At 62.9% G+C, this 14,209-nt stretch carries 15 protein-coding genes; 7 read left to right on the top strand and 8 right to left on the bottom strand.

Features of this window, described 5'->3' with window-relative positions; translation table 11 throughout:
* Window positions 1-49: 49 nt before the first annotated feature.
* From PSAKL28_RS16370 to PSAKL28_RS16360, 3 genes are all read left to right on the top strand, one after another.
* Window positions 50-748, top strand: a complete 699-nt coding sequence (locus tag PSAKL28_RS16370; protein WP_038612479.1) for a CoA transferase subunit A — start codon at window positions 50-52, stop codon at window positions 746-748.
* Window positions 749-784: 36 nt separating this feature from the next.
* Entirely contained in the window at window positions 785-1,441 is a 657-nt protein-coding gene (locus PSAKL28_RS16365; protein WP_038612478.1) for a CoA transferase subunit B, read from the top strand.
* A 133-nt stretch (window positions 1,442-1,574) separates the two neighbouring features.
* Window positions 1,575-3,005 (top strand): short-chain fatty acid transporter, encoded by a 1,431-nt coding sequence (locus PSAKL28_RS16360; RefSeq protein WP_038612476.1) that lies wholly within the window; start codon window positions 1,575-1,577, stop codon window positions 3,003-3,005.
* Between the two features lie 163 nt (window positions 3,006-3,168).
* Here PSAKL28_RS16360 and PSAKL28_RS16355 read toward each other — a convergent pair whose 3' ends face one another.
* Window positions 3,169-3,606: a carboxymuconolactone decarboxylase family protein gene (locus PSAKL28_RS16355; protein ID WP_038612474.1), complete on the bottom strand. Its 438-nt coding sequence runs from the start codon at window positions 3,604-3,606 to the stop codon at window positions 3,169-3,171.
* A 102-nt stretch (window positions 3,607-3,708) separates the two neighbouring features.
* The gene (pdxR, locus tag PSAKL28_RS16350) at window positions 3,709-5,139 is read right to left on the bottom strand and encodes a MocR-like pyridoxine biosynthesis transcription factor PdxR (protein WP_038612472.1); all 1,431 of its coding nucleotides are present in this window, start codon (window positions 5,137-5,139) and stop codon (window positions 3,709-3,711) included.
* Between the two features lie 165 nt (window positions 5,140-5,304).
* Between pdxR and PSAKL28_RS27720 the strand changes: the two genes are divergently transcribed.
* Window positions 5,305-5,547 carry a DUF2790 domain-containing protein gene (locus PSAKL28_RS27720; protein WP_038612470.1) on the top strand — a complete coding sequence of 81 codons (243 nt, stop codon included), beginning with the start codon at window positions 5,305-5,307 and terminating at the stop codon, window positions 5,545-5,547.
* Here the strand turns inward: PSAKL28_RS27720 and dkgB are convergent.
* Window positions 5,544-6,347 carry a 2,5-didehydrogluconate reductase DkgB gene (dkgB, locus tag PSAKL28_RS16340; RefSeq protein ID WP_038612467.1) on the bottom strand — a complete coding sequence of 268 codons (804 nt, stop codon included), beginning with the start codon at window positions 6,345-6,347 and terminating at the stop codon, window positions 5,544-5,546. The two genes, PSAKL28_RS27720 and dkgB, sit on opposite strands and share 4 nt — an antisense overlap.
* Before the next feature lie 160 nt (window positions 6,348-6,507).
* On the opposite strand from dkgB, the gene PSAKL28_RS16335 reads away from it, so the two are divergent.
* Complete coding sequence (locus PSAKL28_RS16335) at window positions 6,508-7,128, top strand: TetR/AcrR family transcriptional regulator (protein ID WP_038612464.1); 621 nt, start codon at window positions 6,508-6,510, stop codon at window positions 7,126-7,128.
* Window positions 7,129-7,243: 115 nt separating this feature from the next.
* On the opposite strand, the gene PSAKL28_RS16330 is transcribed toward PSAKL28_RS16335, so the two are convergent.
* The gene (locus PSAKL28_RS16330; protein ID WP_038612461.1) at window positions 7,244-7,723 is read right to left on the bottom strand and encodes a GNAT family N-acetyltransferase; all 480 of its coding nucleotides are present in this window, start codon (window positions 7,721-7,723) and stop codon (window positions 7,244-7,246) included.
* 124 nt (window positions 7,724-7,847) lie between these two features.
* On the opposite strand from PSAKL28_RS16330, the gene tam reads away from it, so the two are divergent.
* Window positions 7,848-8,612 (top strand): trans-aconitate 2-methyltransferase, encoded by a 765-nt coding sequence (gene tam, locus PSAKL28_RS16325; RefSeq protein ID WP_038612458.1) that lies wholly within the window; start codon window positions 7,848-7,850, stop codon window positions 8,610-8,612.
* A 9-nt stretch (window positions 8,613-8,621) separates the two neighbouring features.
* On the opposite strand, the gene PSAKL28_RS16320 is transcribed toward tam, so the two are convergent.
* Window positions 8,622-8,999: a DUF2784 domain-containing protein gene (locus tag PSAKL28_RS16320; RefSeq protein WP_038612455.1), complete on the bottom strand. Its 378-nt coding sequence runs from the start codon at window positions 8,997-8,999 to the stop codon at window positions 8,622-8,624.
* Between the two features lie 143 nt (window positions 9,000-9,142).
* Between PSAKL28_RS16320 and PSAKL28_RS16315 the strand changes: the two genes are divergently transcribed.
* Window positions 9,143-9,772 carry a LysE family translocator gene (locus PSAKL28_RS16315; RefSeq protein WP_038612452.1) on the top strand — a complete coding sequence of 210 codons (630 nt, stop codon included), beginning with the start codon at window positions 9,143-9,145 and terminating at the stop codon, window positions 9,770-9,772.
* Window positions 9,773-9,826: 54 nt separating this feature from the next.
* On the opposite strand, the gene preA is transcribed toward PSAKL28_RS16315, so the two are convergent.
* From preA to hydA, 3 genes are all read right to left on the bottom strand, one after another.
* Window positions 9,827-11,104 carry an NAD-dependent dihydropyrimidine dehydrogenase subunit PreA gene (gene preA / locus PSAKL28_RS16310; RefSeq protein ID WP_096335679.1) on the bottom strand — a complete coding sequence of 426 codons (1,278 nt, stop codon included), beginning with the start codon at window positions 11,102-11,104 and terminating at the stop codon, window positions 9,827-9,829.
* On the bottom strand, window positions 11,101-12,468 hold the full coding sequence (locus tag PSAKL28_RS16305) for an NAD(P)-dependent oxidoreductase (RefSeq protein WP_038616791.1): 1,368 nt from the start codon (window positions 12,466-12,468) through the stop codon (window positions 11,101-11,103). Before PSAKL28_RS16305 ends, preA begins: the two co-directional genes overlap by 4 nt.
* 105 nt (window positions 12,469-12,573) lie before the next feature.
* Window positions 12,574-14,019, bottom strand: a complete 1,446-nt coding sequence (gene hydA, locus PSAKL28_RS16300) for a dihydropyrimidinase (RefSeq protein ID WP_038612446.1) — start codon at window positions 14,017-14,019, stop codon at window positions 12,574-12,576.
* Window positions 14,020-14,209: the final 190 nt, after the last annotated feature.

The raw sequence follows: 14,209 nt of genomic DNA, 5'->3' as shown, positions 1-14,209 counted from the left end.
CGCTTACCGACACCCCTGTCGGTTCAACAACTACAAAAGGCGGATCAGCATGGCCGGACTGGACAAGCGCGTAGCAACCTATGAACAGGCTCTTGAAGGCCTGACCGACAACATGACGGTACTGGCCGGTGGTTTCGGCCTGTGCGGCATCCCGGAAAACCTCATCAACGAGATCAAGCGCCGTGGCGTCAAGGGCCTGACCGTGGTCTCGAACAACTGCGGCGTCGACGGCTTTGGCCTGGGTGTGCTGCTTGAGGACCACCAGATTCGCAAGATGGTCGCCTCCTATGTCGGCGAGAACGCCGAATTCGAGCGCCAGCTGCTCAGCGGCGAGCTGGAGGTCGAACTGACACCGCAAGGCACCCTGGCCGAGAAAATGCGCGCTGGCGGCGCCGGCATCCCGGCGTTCTTCACCGCCACCGGCTACGGCACTCCGGTTGCCGAAGGCAAGGAAGTACGCGAGTTCAATGGCCGCAAGTACATTATGGAAGAAGCCATCACCGGCGACTTCGCCATTGTCAAAGGCTGGAAGGCCGACCACTACGGCAACGTGGTGTACCGCAACACCGCGCAGAACTTCAACCCGCTGGCCGCGACCGCCGGCAAGATCACCGTGGTCGAGGTCGAAGAGATCGTCGAGCCGGGTGTCCTGCTGCCTACCGAGATCCATACCCCGGGTATCTACGTCGACCGGGTGATTGTCGGCACCTTCGAGAAGCGTATCGAAAAACGCACCCTCAAAGCCTGAACCGTCCCCGAACAGAACAACAAAGAGATCCTGACCATGGCACTTACCCGCGAACAAATGGCCCAGCGTGTCGCCCGCGAACTCCAGGACGGCTACTACGTCAACCTCGGCATCGGCATCCCGACCCTGGTGGCCAACTACGTCCCGGCCGATATGGACGTGATGCTGCAATCGGAAAACGGCCTGCTGGGCATGGGCGAATTCCCGACCGAAGCGCAGCTCGATGCCGACATGATCAACGCCGGCAAACAAACCGTGACCGCCCGCCGTGGCGCGTCGATTTTCAGCTCCGCCGAATCCTTCGCGATGATCCGTGGCGGTCACGTTGACCTCACGGTGCTGGGCGCTTTCGAAGTGGACGTGGAAGGCAACATCGCCTCCTGGATGATCCCCGGCAAGCTGGTCAAGGGCATGGGCGGCGCCATGGATCTGGTGGCCGGTGCCGACAACATCATCGTCACCATGACCCACGCCTCCAAGGACGGTGAGTCGAAACTGCTGCCGCGCTGCAGCCTGCCGCTGACCGGTGCTGGTTGCATCCGCAAGGTGCTGACCGACCTGGCCTACCTGGAGATCGAAAACGGCGCCTTCATCCTGCGCGAAACCGCGCCGGGGGTGACGGTGGAGGAAATCATCGAGAAGACCGCTGGCAAGCTGATCGTGCCGGATGATGTGAAAGAGATGACGTTTTAATTTCAGGTAGTTCATTCGGACCTCATCGCGGGGCAAGCCCGCTCCCACAGGTGCAGATGTGCCTGTGGGAGCGGGCTTGCCCCGCGATGAGGTCTTCGCTATGCCAAAAAAACAACGATAAAAGGAAAATAACGTGGCCGCTGATATCCAAGACAGCCGCTCCGCTCGCTTTGCCCTGCGTTGCTCAAGCTGGGCCGAACGCTGGTTCCCCGACTCCTGGGTGTTTGCCGCCCTGGCAGTCATACTGGTCTCCGTCGCCGCCCTGGCCATGGGCGCCAAGCCTACCGATACCGCCAAGGCCTTTGGCGACGGTTTCTGGAGCCTGATTCCGTTCACCATGCAGATGGCCTTCGTGGTCATCGGCGGCTATGTAGTCGCCAGTTCTCCCCCCGCAGTCAAATTGATCGACCGCCTGGCGCGGCTCCCGAAAAACGGTCGCTCGGCGGTGTGCTGGGTGGCGCTGATTTCGATGCTGGCGTCGTTGCTCAACTGGGGCCTGTCGCTGGTGTTTGGCGGCTTGCTGGTACGCGCCCTGGCGCGCCGTACCGACCTGCGCATGGATTACCGCGCCGCTGGCGCTGCCGTTTACCTGGGCCTGGGCGCCGTCTGGGCCCTGGGCCTGTCGTCGTCGGCGGCGCAGTTGCAGGCCAACCCGGCCAGCCTGCCACCGTCGATTCTGGCCATCACTGGCGTGATCCCGTTCACCGAAACCATTTTCCTCTGGCAGTCGGGCGTAATGCTTCTGGCGTTGGTACTGGTTTCCCTGGTTGTGGCTTACGCCACCGCACCGGGGCCGGGCAGTGCCCGTAGCGCTCAAGACTGCGGCATCGACCCCAGTTTTTCGCTACCACCGCCGCCGCAGCGCACCCGGCCGGGCGAGTGGCTGGAGTACAGCCCGATCCTGATCCTGTTGCTGGTAGCGCTGGCGGCGGGCTGGTTGTACAACGAGTTCACGACCAAACCTGCGATCACCGCGATTTCCGGGCTGAACACCTACAACCTGCTGTTCATCATGCTCGGTGCCTTGCTGCAGTGGCGCCCGCGCAATTTCCTCGACGCAGTCGCCCGCGCGGTGCCGACCACCACCGGGGTGTTGATCCAGTTCCCGTTGTACGGCTCGATCGCGGCAATCCTGACCCAGGTTAAAGGGGTCGATGCGCAAACGTTGGCGCATCACATCTCGACCTTCTTTGTGCAGATCGCTACCCACGATACCTACGCGCTGCTGATGGGCGTGTACTCGGCGGTACTGGGCTTCTTCATTCCTTCCGGCGGCGGCAAGTGGATCATCGAGGCGCCGTACGTGATGCTGGTGGCCAATGACCTGCAGTACCACCTGGGCTGGGCGGTGCAGATCTACAACGCCGCCGAGGCGCTGCCGAACCTGATCAACCCGTTCTACATGCTGCCGCTGCTGGGGGTGCTGGGCCTGAAGGCGCGCGACCTGATCGGCTTCTCCTTCGTGCAGTTGCTGGTGCATGTTCCGCTGGTGCTGTTCCTGCTGTGGCTGCTCGGTACCACGTTGCAATACACGCCACCGGTGATGCCGACGCCGGCCGGCTGAGTGCTGCTCGGTGGGAGCAACTGTCTTTGTGGGAGCGGGCTTGCCCCGCGATGCGATGTGACTGACTGATCGCAATCGCGGGGCAAGCCCGCTCCCACAGCAGAGGCCGCTTTCAAAGCACCAGGTCAAGACAGTTGCTCCCAACGGAGGTGTCACTGACTGATCAACTGGGGATCATCGCAAAGCCGACGCCGAAACGGTTCCAGGCGTTGATAGTGGCGATGGCCAGGGTCAGGTTGGCTACCTCGGCTTCGCTGAAGTGTTCGAGCAGGGCGCGGTACTGGTGTTCCGGTGCATGGCGGTCAGGCAGACGGGTCAGGCTTTCGGTCCAGGCCAGGGCTGCGCGCTCACGGGGCGTGAAGAAAGCGGTATCTTCCCAGACACTCAGGGTTTGCAGGCGAGCCTCGGTTTCGCCGGCCTTGCGCGCATCATTGGCGTGCATGTTGACGCAGTAGGCACAGCCGTTTATCTGCGAAGCGCGCAGGCGGATCAGCTCCAGCAGCGAGGTTTCCAGCCCGGACTTGCCCAGGGCCATTTCCAGGCCGACCATTGCCTTGTAGGCCTCAGGCGAGTGCTTGGCCCATTCGATACGATTGCTCATCTCTGTTCTCCGGTAAGTTCCGCATCAGGCGGCGATGGCACTACCTTAGCGCCGCTGCGGTGATGCTCGAATAGCCAATTGCGGCGAATCTCAGGAGGCCAATCAACCGAGGGTCTGCAAGGTGTCACGCACCCGGTCGAGGGCCGGGTCGATGTCCAGTAACTCGATCGCGCCAAAACCCAACAACAGCCCGGAACGTATCGGTGCCTGGGCATAGAAGGGCGCCAGCGAGTAGAGCCCGACTTCGACCTTGCGCGCCATGTTGATCAGGAATTCCACCTCCAGGCCGCCCTTGGTCAGGGCGCTCAGGTGATAGCCGGCGGTGGCCGGAATCACCTCGAACCAGGGCGCCAGGTCGCCCTGCAAGCGTTGCAGGATCCGTTCGCGACGCGCGGCATAGACCTCATGCACGCGGCGGATATGTTTGAGCAACGCGCCTTCGCTGATAAAGCGGGCCAGGGCCCACTGGTTCAGGGTCGGGGTGTGCCAGTCGGTCAGTTGCTTGGCAACACAGATGGCTTCACGCAGGGCCTCGGGGACGATGGCGTAGCCCAGGCGCAGTTCCGGCAACAAGGTTTTCGAGAAGGTTCCGACATAGGCCACCAGGCCATGCCGGTCCATGCTCTGCAGTGAGTCGGTGGGCCGGCCTTCGTAGCGGAACTCACTGTCGTAGTCGTCTTCGATGATGATTGCGCCCAATGCCGCGGCGCGCTCCAGCAGGGCCTGGCGACGTGCCAGGCTCATCGGCATGCCCAGCGGGAATTGGTGCGAGGGGGTGACGTAGATCAGCCGGGTGCCTTCGGCAATCTGTTCCACGCACAGGCCCTGGTCATCCACGGGCACGTACTGCAGCTGCGCGCCCTGAGACAGGAACAGCTGGCGTGCCGGGGTGTAGCCGGGGTCTTCCATGGCCACCCGGCAGCCAGGCTCGATCAGGATCCGGGCGATCAGGTCCAGGGCCTGCTGGGCGCCGTTGCACACCAGTACATCGCTACTGTGGCACCGTACACCACGGGCGAAGGCGATATGCCGGGCGATGGCTTCGCGCAGCTCCGGCAAACCCTGATGGGCTGCGTAGCGGGCGCTGCCGCGACGGATCTGGCGCAGCGCGTACTGGTTGCAGCGGCGCCAGTCATCGAAGGGAAACTGGGCCTTGCTCGAAGCACCGCCGATGAAATCGTAGCGCAAGGTACTTGGCGCCAGATCAGCCAGCAGGTTGGATCGGGAACGCCATTTGGCCAGGGTCGCGGCGCTTGCCAGGGGGATGGCGGGGCCAGCGGGCGCTAAACGGGTCGAGGCCGGGGTAATGAAGGTGCCCTTGCCGACCTTGCCGCTGAGCAGGTTGTCGTAGGTCAGGCGCGAGTAGGTTTCGGCCACGGTCTTGCGTGACACCCCCAATTGTTCGGCCAGCAGCCGGGTTGGCGGCAGTTGCGTGCCGGCGGCCAGGCGCCCGCTGTCGATACCCTCGCGCAGTTGCTGGTAGAGCTGTTCGGCCAGACCTTTTCTGCCTTGCAGGCTGATATGAAGTTCCATGCTGGGGTGAATCCGTGCGCCATTGACTGGCATCGAGATTACCCGATTTACCCTGAAACTGCCGTTGATCCCCTCGACCGACGCCTTGGCGCAGGCGCGCCACACTTTAGAAGTCGGGGTTCTCCGGCACGTCGGCGAACCTCTTGCGCACATAGGAGCGTCGCCATGTACCTGCGAACTCTGCTGGGCCTGGGGCTGTTGCTTACCGCCAGCGCCCAAGCCGCCGAATCAATCGCTGTGTATCACTACGGCATGCCGCTGGATATCGCTCGGGTGGTGGCCATGAGCGAGCCTGAAACCGACCTCTGCGATGTGGTGCAGGCCAGCATGGTCTATATCGACTCGGCCGGCCAGCAACACACCCTGCAGTATCTGAAGTTGGCCCTGGCCTGCAGCGATCAAGGTTAGTCCCAGGCCGGTGCCAGGCTTTCCGGGCTGGTCAGGCGCAGGCCGCTGTCGAGGGCGGCGATTTTCGTCATGTCCGCAGCGCTGAGCTTGAGCTCGCGGGCCTTGAGGTTGCCCGCGAGATTCTCGCGACGGGTCGAGGACGGGATTACCGCATAGCCCAGTTGCATGGCCCAGGCCAGGGTGACCTGCGCCGGGGTGGCGTTGTATTGCCCGGCGATTGCCTGGATCACCGGGTCTTGCAGAACCTTGCCATAACCCAAAGTCATGTATGAGGTCACGGCGATGCCCTGGCTGTGCATGAACTCGACCAGCTTGCGGTTTTGCAGGTAGGGGTGCAGTTCGATCTGGTTGGTGGCGATGGCGTCTTTGCCGACCACGTCGATGGCCTGGCGCAGCAGGTCGATGGTGAAGTTGGATACGCCGATCTGACGGGTCAGGCCCTGGTCACGGGCTTCGGCCAAGGCGCCCATGAACTCGCTGACCGCAACAGCGCCTTTGGGCGATGGCCAGTGGATCAGGGTCAGGTCCAGGTAGTCGCTGCGCAGCTTGCTCAGGCTGTCCTTCAGGCTGGGGATCAGCTTGTCGGCGCTGAGGTTTTCGATCCAGATCTTGCTGGTCAGGAACAGCTGGTCGCGGGGGATGCCGCTGGCGGCAACGGCGCTGCCGACTTCGGCTTCGTTGCCGTAGATTTGCGCGGTGTCGATGGCCCGGTAGCCGAGTTCCAGGGCCTGGCTGACCGAGTCGATCACCACCTGGTCTTTAAGGCGAAAGGTACCGAGGCCGAGCAGGGGAATGGGCATGGGAAGGCTCCTTGTGAAGGGCTGTTGAAATGAGACGTGCAGTATTGCGACTGCGCGCCTGAGGAAAAATCCCTGCGCCGACACAACTTTTTTGCCGCCGACGCACGAATCGGCAGAGCCTGGTGGTAGCCTTGCAGCGTCAGTCGCAATGGATCTGGTCATGACCCAGCACAAGCTCAGCATTCGCCAACGCAATGTCGACAATATCCTCCTGGCCGCCGAGCAGGTCTTTGCTGAGAAGGGCTACGCCGGTACTGCCATGGCCGACATCGCCGAGGCGGCGCAGTTGCCGCGCAGCAATGTGCACTATTACTTCAGCACCAAGGCCGAGCTGTACCAGGCGGTGTTGTTCGGCCTGCTTGAAGTATGGAAGCAGGATGCCTTGTGCTTTGAGCTTTACGACGATCCGCGCATCGTGCTGAGCAGCTACATCCGCGCCAAGATGAACCATTCACGCACGCGGCCCTATGGTTCCAAGGTCTGGGCCAACGAGATCATCCATGGCGCGCCCAACCTCGGCGCGGCGCTCGACGACCCGTTGTATGACTGGGCCAAGATGAAGGAAGCGAAGATCCGCCAGTGGATCGACGATGGCCGCATCCTCGCGGTGGAGCCTTCGGGGCTGTTGTACATGATCTGGGCGTCGACCCAGCACTACGCCGATTTCAGCCACCAGGTCGGCTTGCTCAACGACCATCAGCCGCTCACCGACCTGCAGTTCGAGCGAGCGGTGCAGACGGTGACCAGTGTGATCTTGCGCGGGATCGGGTTGGAGCCGTAAGGCCGGTGAGAGCGGGTTAGCGGTAGGAGCGGGCTTGCCCCGCGATGCGATGTGACTGACAGCCTGCAATCGCGGGGCAAGCCCGCTCCCACAGCAAGCCCGTTCCCACAGTGGATTACTGTTGGGCAAATGCCTTCAAGCCGTCACCTTCCAGGCGATAGCGCACCCACTCGTCCTGGGGCTGGGCACCCAGCGAGCGATAGAACTGAATTGCCGGCTCGTTCCAGTCCAGCACGCTCCACTCCAGGCGGCCACAGCCGTTCTCGCAGGCTTCCACGGCGATATGGCGCAACAGCTGTTTACCCGCACCCCCGCCACGTTGGTCGGGGGTGATGTACAGGTCTTCGAGGTAGATGCCGTTGCGTCCCAGCCAGGTCGAGTAACTGTAGAAGTACACCGCGTAGCCGATGGCCTTGCCGTCACGCTCGCAGATCAGGCTCAGGGCCTTGGCGCCGTCGTCGAACAGGGTGCGTTCGATATCGGCGACACTGGCAATCACTTCGTGGCGGGCGCGTTCGTAGTCGGCAAGCTCGGTGATGAAGGCAAGAATCTGGGCCGCGTCGTCGCGGCAGGCAGGGCGGATGTGCAAGGTCATGGCAGGCTTCCGGCAGGTGGACTGATGGCGCTCATGTTAAAGGCAAGCGCATGGCAATAGGCGAATTGTGGCGGGCATTCTATGCTTGCTTGCGACTTTTTCACTGACGAACAAGGACTCAACAATGAGCTGGTCCGCGACGCAGTACAGCACCTTCGAAAACGAGCGCACCCGGCCGGTGCGCGACCTGGTGGCGGCATTGGTGCAGCAGAACATCCGCACGGCCGTCGATCTGGGCTGCGGCCCGGGCAATTCGACCCAGGTACTGGCCGAGCGTTATCCGGCGGCAGCAGTCAGTGGCATCGACAGCTCCGAGGACATGATCCGGGCCGCACGCCAGCGCCTGCCAACTATCGACTTCGCCCTGGGCGACATTGCCAGCTGGACCGCGCCCGAGGGTGTGGATGTGATCCTCGCCAACGCTTCGCTGCAGTGGCTGCCCGATCATGCCGAGTTGTACCCGCACCTGGTCAGGCAACTGACCGAGGGCGGCAGCCTGGCCATCCAGACCCCGGACAATCTCGACGAGCCGGCCCATCGCCGGGCCCGCGAGATCGCCAGCCAAGGCCCATGGGCTGACAAGATCGCTGCAATCAAGCATCCGCCACGGCATACCGCTGCCGAGTACTACGACATTCTCAGCCGCCATTGCCGCCAGGTCGAAGTGTGGCGTACCACCTATTACCATCCTTTGACGGGCGGGGCGCATGCGGTAGTGGAGTGGTTCAAGGGCTCCGCCTTGCGTCCGTACCTGGCGGCACTGGACGGCGATGAACAGCAGGGCTTCCTCACGGATTACCTGCACGCCATGGAGAAAGACTACCCGGCAGCGGCTGACGGCAAGGTGCTGTTGCCATTCCCGCGGCTGTTCATTGTCGTTACGCGCTGAAGGCCGGCTTCAGCGGCTGGGCTGCCGGCGCGGCCACTGGCGGATTACCTGCAGGTACACCAGGGCATTGACCAGTACCACCACCGAGCCCAGCAACACCTGAATACCCGGCGTCAGCCCCGCCGGGTAGATGATCGGTAGAATGTAATGCTCGATGAATCCGCCTTCGTAACCGGCCTGGCCCGCGGCCTGACGCAAGTGGTTTTCCCAGTCGGTAAGCGGGCAGAACAGATGAAAGAACTCCACCGCGATGCCCCAGCACACTGCCGGCAGGTGCCACCACAGGACCCCGCGCCACTTGAGCACCAGCAAGCCGCCGAACAGCACGAACAGAATGAACAACAGGTGAAACAGCACCAGACCATCGGCGCTCAGGCGGTACAGCATGGCAGAGGCTTCCTCGAGGTAAACATTCCTTGTACGCACCATGATAAAGGCAAACCGCCAAGGGTCGTCGCGGCCTGATGACAGGCGTTGTCCTGAGCGCATCGAACAGGCATGCTGGCGCCTTTCTGTCTGCGGAAACCGCCATGGACGCTTCCACACTTTTGCTCTACATCATCGCCGCCGGTGCGGTGATGATCACTCCAGGCCCGGCCATGCTCCTGGCGCTCAACAACGGTGCCACTCACGGCATGCGCGTGGCCGGCTTCGGCATGGCCGGGGCGATGCTCTCCGACCTGCTGCTGATCGCTGCCGTTGGCTGTGGCCTGGGTGCCTTGTTGCAGGCCTCCGAACAGCTGTTCAGCCTGGTCAAATGGGTCGGCGCGGTGTACCTGTTGTACCTGGCCTGGGTGCTCTGGCACGCGCCGAGCAATGCCCTGGAGCGGGTGCCGATGAATACCGGCGCCAGTGGCCGTTCAGCCTTTCTACGCGCGCTGTTCGTTGGCTTGTCCAATCCCAAGGGGCTGCTGTTCTTCTCGGCATTTCTGCCACAGTTCATTCGCCCCGACCAGCCAGTGGCCGAACAGTACCTGGTGCTGGCGATCACCAGCGCTGCCCTCGACGGGGTGATGATGGCGGTCTATGCCTACGGTGGCCGGCATGCCATGCGGCGTTTTTCGGCGCGCACCCTGCAATGGATCAACCGCAGCTGCGCCGGGATGCTGGCGGCGCTGGCGGTGGGCTTGAGCCTGTATCGACGCAGCGATATGCACTGAGGACAAACAACGAGGGAGGATCACTGATCCTCCCTCGTTGTTTGTGGCCACGCCTCAGGAGGCTTCGCGGTAGGGGTTGCGCGGATCATGCTGCCAGTCGAGGAACGGCTTGCCGGTGTCCTGCGGCACCATCTCGATGCAGTCCTGCACCGGGCAGGTGATCTGGCACAGGTTGCAGCCCACGCACTCGGCGTCGATCACCTCGTAGCGGTGGCTGCCATCGGCCTGCTTGAGGTTGGCGATGGCCTGGTGCGAGGTGTCTTCGCAGGCGATATGGCAGCGTCCGCAGCCGATGCAGGCGTCCTGATCGATTTTGGCGATGACCTGGTAGTTGATGTCCAGGTACTTCCAGTCGGTGGTGTGGCCCACGGCGCGACCGCTGAAGTCCTGCAGGTTGCGGTAGCCCTGACTGTCCATCCAGCGCGAGAGGCCGTCCTTCATGTCTTCGACGATGCGAAAGCCATGCAGCATCGCTGCAGTGCATACCTGCACGGCGCCGCAGCCCAGGGCAATGAACTCGGCGGCGTCGCGCCAGCTGCCGATGCCGCCGATGCCGCTGATCGGCAGGCCGCGGGTGGCCGGGTCGCGGGCGATTTCGGCGACCATGTTCAGGGCAATCGGTTTGACCGCCGAGCCGCAGTAGCCGCCGTGGGTGCTCATGTCGCCGACAATCGGCAGGGCGACCATGCGTTCGAGGTCGACGCTGGTGATCGAGTTGATGGTATTGATCAGCGACACCGCATCGGCACCGCCACGATGGGCAGCACGCGCGGACTGACGGATGTCGGTGATGTTGGGGGTGAGTTTGACGATCACCGGCAGCGAGCAATGGGTCTTGCACCAGCGGGTCACCTGTTCGACATACTCCGGCACCTGGCCGACTGCCGCGCCCATGCCGCGCTCGGGCATGCCGTGGGGGCAGCCGAAGTTCAGTTCGATGCCGTCGGCACCGGTAGCCTCCACCAGCGGCAGGATGGCCTTCCACGACGCCTCGACGCAGGGCACCATCAACGACACGATCAGCGCGCGGTCGGGCCAGTCCTTTTTCACCTGGGTGATTTCGCGCAGGTTAATTTCCAGCGAGCGGTCGGTGATCAGCTCGATGTTGTTGATGCCCATGACCTCGCGGTTGACCCCGTAGTGGGCCGAGTAGCGCGACGACACGTTGACCGCGGCCGGGTCTTCGCCAAGGGTTTTCCAGACCACGCCGCCCCAGCCGGCCTGGAACGCACGGACCACGTTATAGGCTTTGTCGGTAGGCGGCGCCGAGGCCAGCCAGAACGGGTTGGGCGCTTTGATGCCCGCGAATTCGATCGACAGGTCAGCCATTATGCAGCCTCCACATTGAGCATTAGTTGCGCATGCATGGCCTCGGCGGCCAGCTTGCCGTGCTGCACGGCCTGGACGGTGAGGTCCTGGCCGAGGTGGGTACAGTCGCCGCCGGCGTACACGCCGGGCAGGCTGGTGCGCATGTGTTCATCGACGCGAATGCGATCACCATCGCGGGCCAGTGTTTGCGCGCTGCTGTCACTCAGCGCCTGACCGTCGAAGGCCTGGCCGATGGCTTTGAAAATGGCATCGGCGGCCAGTTCGAAGGTTTCTCCTGTGGACTGCAAGCGACCGTCGAGCATGTGCGTGCGGGCAAAGCGCATGCCGCGTACCCGGCCTTGCTCGTCGAGCAGCACTTGTTCAGGTTGGGCCCAGGTCAACAGGCGCACCTGGTTTTCCTTGGCGATGTGCTGCTCATGCTCGGTGGCGCCCATGTCCTCGAAACCACGGCGGTACACCAGATTGACATCGCGAGCACCGAGACGGGCCATCTGCACGGCCATGTCGATGGCGGTATTGCCGGCACCGAGGACGATGCAGCGGTCGGCCACGGGCAGGGTGGTCAGATCGTTGGCTTGACGCAGTTCGCGGATATAGTCGGTGGCGGCAAGCATGCCGGGGGCGCTTTCGTCGGCCAGGCCCAGTTGGCGACTGGCGTTCAGGCCAAGGCCAAGGAACACGGCATCGAACTGTTGTTGCAGCTCGGCCAGGCTGAGGTTTTCGCCGAGCACCTGGCCATGGCGGATTTCGATACCGCCGATCTGCAGGACGAAGTCCACCTCGCGCTGGGCGAAGTCATCGACCACCTTGTACTTGGCAATCCCGTACTCATTCAGGCCGCCGGCCTTGGGCCGGGCTTCGAAGATCACCACGTCGTGGCCGTGCCAGGCCAGGCGATGGGCACAGGACAAACCGGCAGGCCCGGCACCGACCACGGCAATGCGCTTGCCGGTACTGGCGGCGCGCTGGAAGGGGTGCTCTTTGAACTCGGCATGGTCCAGGGCATAACGTTGCAGCAAGCCGATCAGTACCGGGGCGCACTCCTGGTGATGGTTGCGCACGCAAGCTTGCTGGCAGAGGATTTCGGTCGGGCAGACCCGCGCGCAGCTGCCGCCGAGGATGTTGGCCGAGAGGATTTTTTCCGCCGCACCCTGGACGTTCTCCTGGTGGATGTTGCGGATGAACGAGGGAATGTCGATGTCGCTGGGGCAGGCGTTGACGCACGGGGCGTCGTAGCAGTACAGGCAGCGGGAAGCTTCCACGGCGGCCTGGCGGGCGTTCAGCGGTGGCGCCAGGTCGCTGAAGTGCTCGGCCAGTGCGGCATTGTCGGTGGACGGTCGGGGGAGGTGGCTGAGGGACTCGATCACGGTGGTTTCCTCATGTTTCTTATTGTTGGGGCTTTGATCGCGGGGCAAGCCCGCTCCCACCGGGGAAGGTGATACCTGTGGGAGCGGGCTTGCCCCGCGATGCTGCTAGCGCTTAACCGCTACCGGACGCTGATGCTCGGCCCGCTTGCTCAACAGATCGAACACTGCCGGATACGCCGGCCGCTCGATATATCGCCCGGCACCTCGTTCGGCACGCAAGTCACCATTGGCCCAGACCAGCTTGCCCTGGCTGATGGTGTGGCTGGGAATGCCACGCACGGTCTTGCCTTCGAAGATGTTGAAGTCGACCTGTTGATGATGCGTCGCCGCAGAAATGGTCCGCGTGCCTTGCGGGTCCCAGAGCACCAGGTCGGCATCGGCCCCGACGCGCAGAGCACCTTTACGCGGGAACAGGTTGAAGATCTTCGCGGTGTTGGTGGACGTCAGCGCAACAAAGTCCTGCATCGACAGCCTGCCGCTGTTCACCCCTTCGTCCCAGAGCACCGCCATGCGGTCTTCGATACCGGCGGTGCCGTTGGGGATACGGCTGAAGTCATCGCGGCCCGCGGCTTTCTGCTCGGCGCAGAAACAGCAGTGGTCGGTGGCGGTGGTGTGCAGGTTGCCCGATTGCAGGCCGCCCCACAGGGCTTCCTGGTGGCCGTCCTTGCGCGGCCGGAAGGGCGGGCTCATGACGTAGCCGGCGGCGGTTTGCCAGTCAGGATGGTGGTAGACGCTGTCGTCCAGCAGCAAGTGCCCGGCCAGCACTTCGCCGTAGACCGGCTGGCCTTTGGCGCGGGCGTAGGCGATTTCGTCCAGTGCTTCGCGGGTCGACACGTGCACCAGGTACACCGGTGTGCCGAGGGTTTCGGCAATGCGGATGGCGCGGCTGGCCGCTTCACCCTCAACCTGGGAGGGGCGCGACAACGGATGCGCTTCGGGCCCGGTGATGCCCTGGGCGAGCAGCTTGCGCTGCAGGTGATAGACCAGCTCGCCGTTCTCGGCATGCACGGTGGGCACCGCACCCAGCTCCAGGCAGCGTTCGAAGCTGGCGACCAGGGTATCGTCGGCGGCCATGATCGCATTCTTGTAGGCCATGAAGTGCTTGAAACTGTTGACGCCGTGCTGGCTTACCAACTCGCCCATTTCCTCCCGCACCCGCTCGCTCCACCAGGTGATGGCGACGTGAAAGCCGTAGTCGGAGGCGGATTTTTCAGCCCAGCCGCGCCACTGATGAAAGGCTTCGAGCAAGGACTGCTGGGGGTTGGGAATGACGAAGTCGATGATCGAGGTGGTGCCGCCGGCAAGGCCGGCAGCGGTGCCGCTATAGAAGTCCTCGCTGGCCACGGTACCCATGAAGGGCAGCTGCATATGGGTGTGCGGGTCGATGCCGCCGGGCATCAGGTACTGGCCGCTACCATCGAGAATCTCGCAGCCGTTGGGGAGGTCGAGGTCGGTGCCGATGGCCTTGATCACTCCGTCGGCACAGAGCACGTCGGCACGATAACTTTCCTCATGGGTAATCAGGGTGGCACCACGAATCATAAGCGTCATCAGAGGCTCCTCGCAGGCTTGACCGGTTGATACCGGTTCTAGGTTTTGTTCTTTTTGCAGCGTAGGTCAAAACCTGTCATCGCTGTCAGGAAATGAATCTAGTAGGGGTTCTGAAAATCGGCAAATAATTAATTTATATGCTTATATCTGATGTAAACGTATGAAATTAAACATATTCATAGCTGTTCTT

This window comes from Pseudomonas alkylphenolica, assembly GCF_000746525.1.
GTDB classification, from domain to species: Bacteria; Pseudomonadota; Gammaproteobacteria; order Pseudomonadales; family Pseudomonadaceae; genus Aquipseudomonas; species Aquipseudomonas alkylphenolica.
Note: the sequence above shows the minus strand (reverse complement) of the source record. Positions and strands in the feature narration are given on the sequence as shown.

Excerpts from the sequence above, each read along its gene's own strand:
- PSAKL28_RS16320 (WP_038612455.1), bottom strand. The coding sequence starts at position 8,999 with ATGCTGTACCGCCTGAGCGCCGATGGTCTGGTGCTGTTTCACCTGTTG.
- PSAKL28_RS16355 (WP_038612474.1), bottom strand. The coding sequence starts at position 3,606 with ATGAGCAATCGTATCGAATGGGCCAAGCACTCGCCTGAGGCCTACAAG.
- PSAKL28_RS16370 (WP_038612479.1), top strand. The coding sequence starts at position 50 with ATGGCCGGACTGGACAAGCGCGTAGCAACCTATGAACAGGCTCTTGAA.
- PSAKL28_RS16335 (WP_038612464.1), top strand. The coding sequence starts at position 6,508 with ATGACCCAGCACAAGCTCAGCATTCGCCAACGCAATGTCGACAATATC.
- PSAKL28_RS16330 (WP_038612461.1), bottom strand. The coding sequence starts at position 7,723 with ATGACCTTGCACATCCGCCCTGCCTGCCGCGACGACGCGGCCCAGATT.
- hydA (WP_038612446.1), bottom strand. The coding sequence starts at position 14,019 with ATGACGCTTATGATTCGTGGTGCCACCCTGATTACCCATGAGGAAAGT.
- PSAKL28_RS27720 (WP_038612470.1), top strand. The coding sequence starts at position 5,305 with ATGTACCTGCGAACTCTGCTGGGCCTGGGGCTGTTGCTTACCGCCAGC.
- PSAKL28_RS16365 (WP_038612478.1), top strand. The coding sequence starts at position 785 with ATGGCACTTACCCGCGAACAAATGGCCCAGCGTGTCGCCCGCGAACTC.
- tam (WP_038612458.1), top strand. The coding sequence starts at position 7,848 with ATGAGCTGGTCCGCGACGCAGTACAGCACCTTCGAAAACGAGCGCACC.
- PSAKL28_RS16315 (WP_038612452.1), top strand. The coding sequence starts at position 9,143 with ATGGACGCTTCCACACTTTTGCTCTACATCATCGCCGCCGGTGCGGTG.
- pdxR (WP_038612472.1), bottom strand. The coding sequence starts at position 5,139 with ATGGAACTTCATATCAGCCTGCAAGGCAGAAAAGGTCTGGCCGAACAG.
- dkgB (WP_038612467.1), bottom strand. The coding sequence starts at position 6,347 with ATGCCCATTCCCCTGCTCGGCCTCGGTACCTTTCGCCTTAAAGACCAG.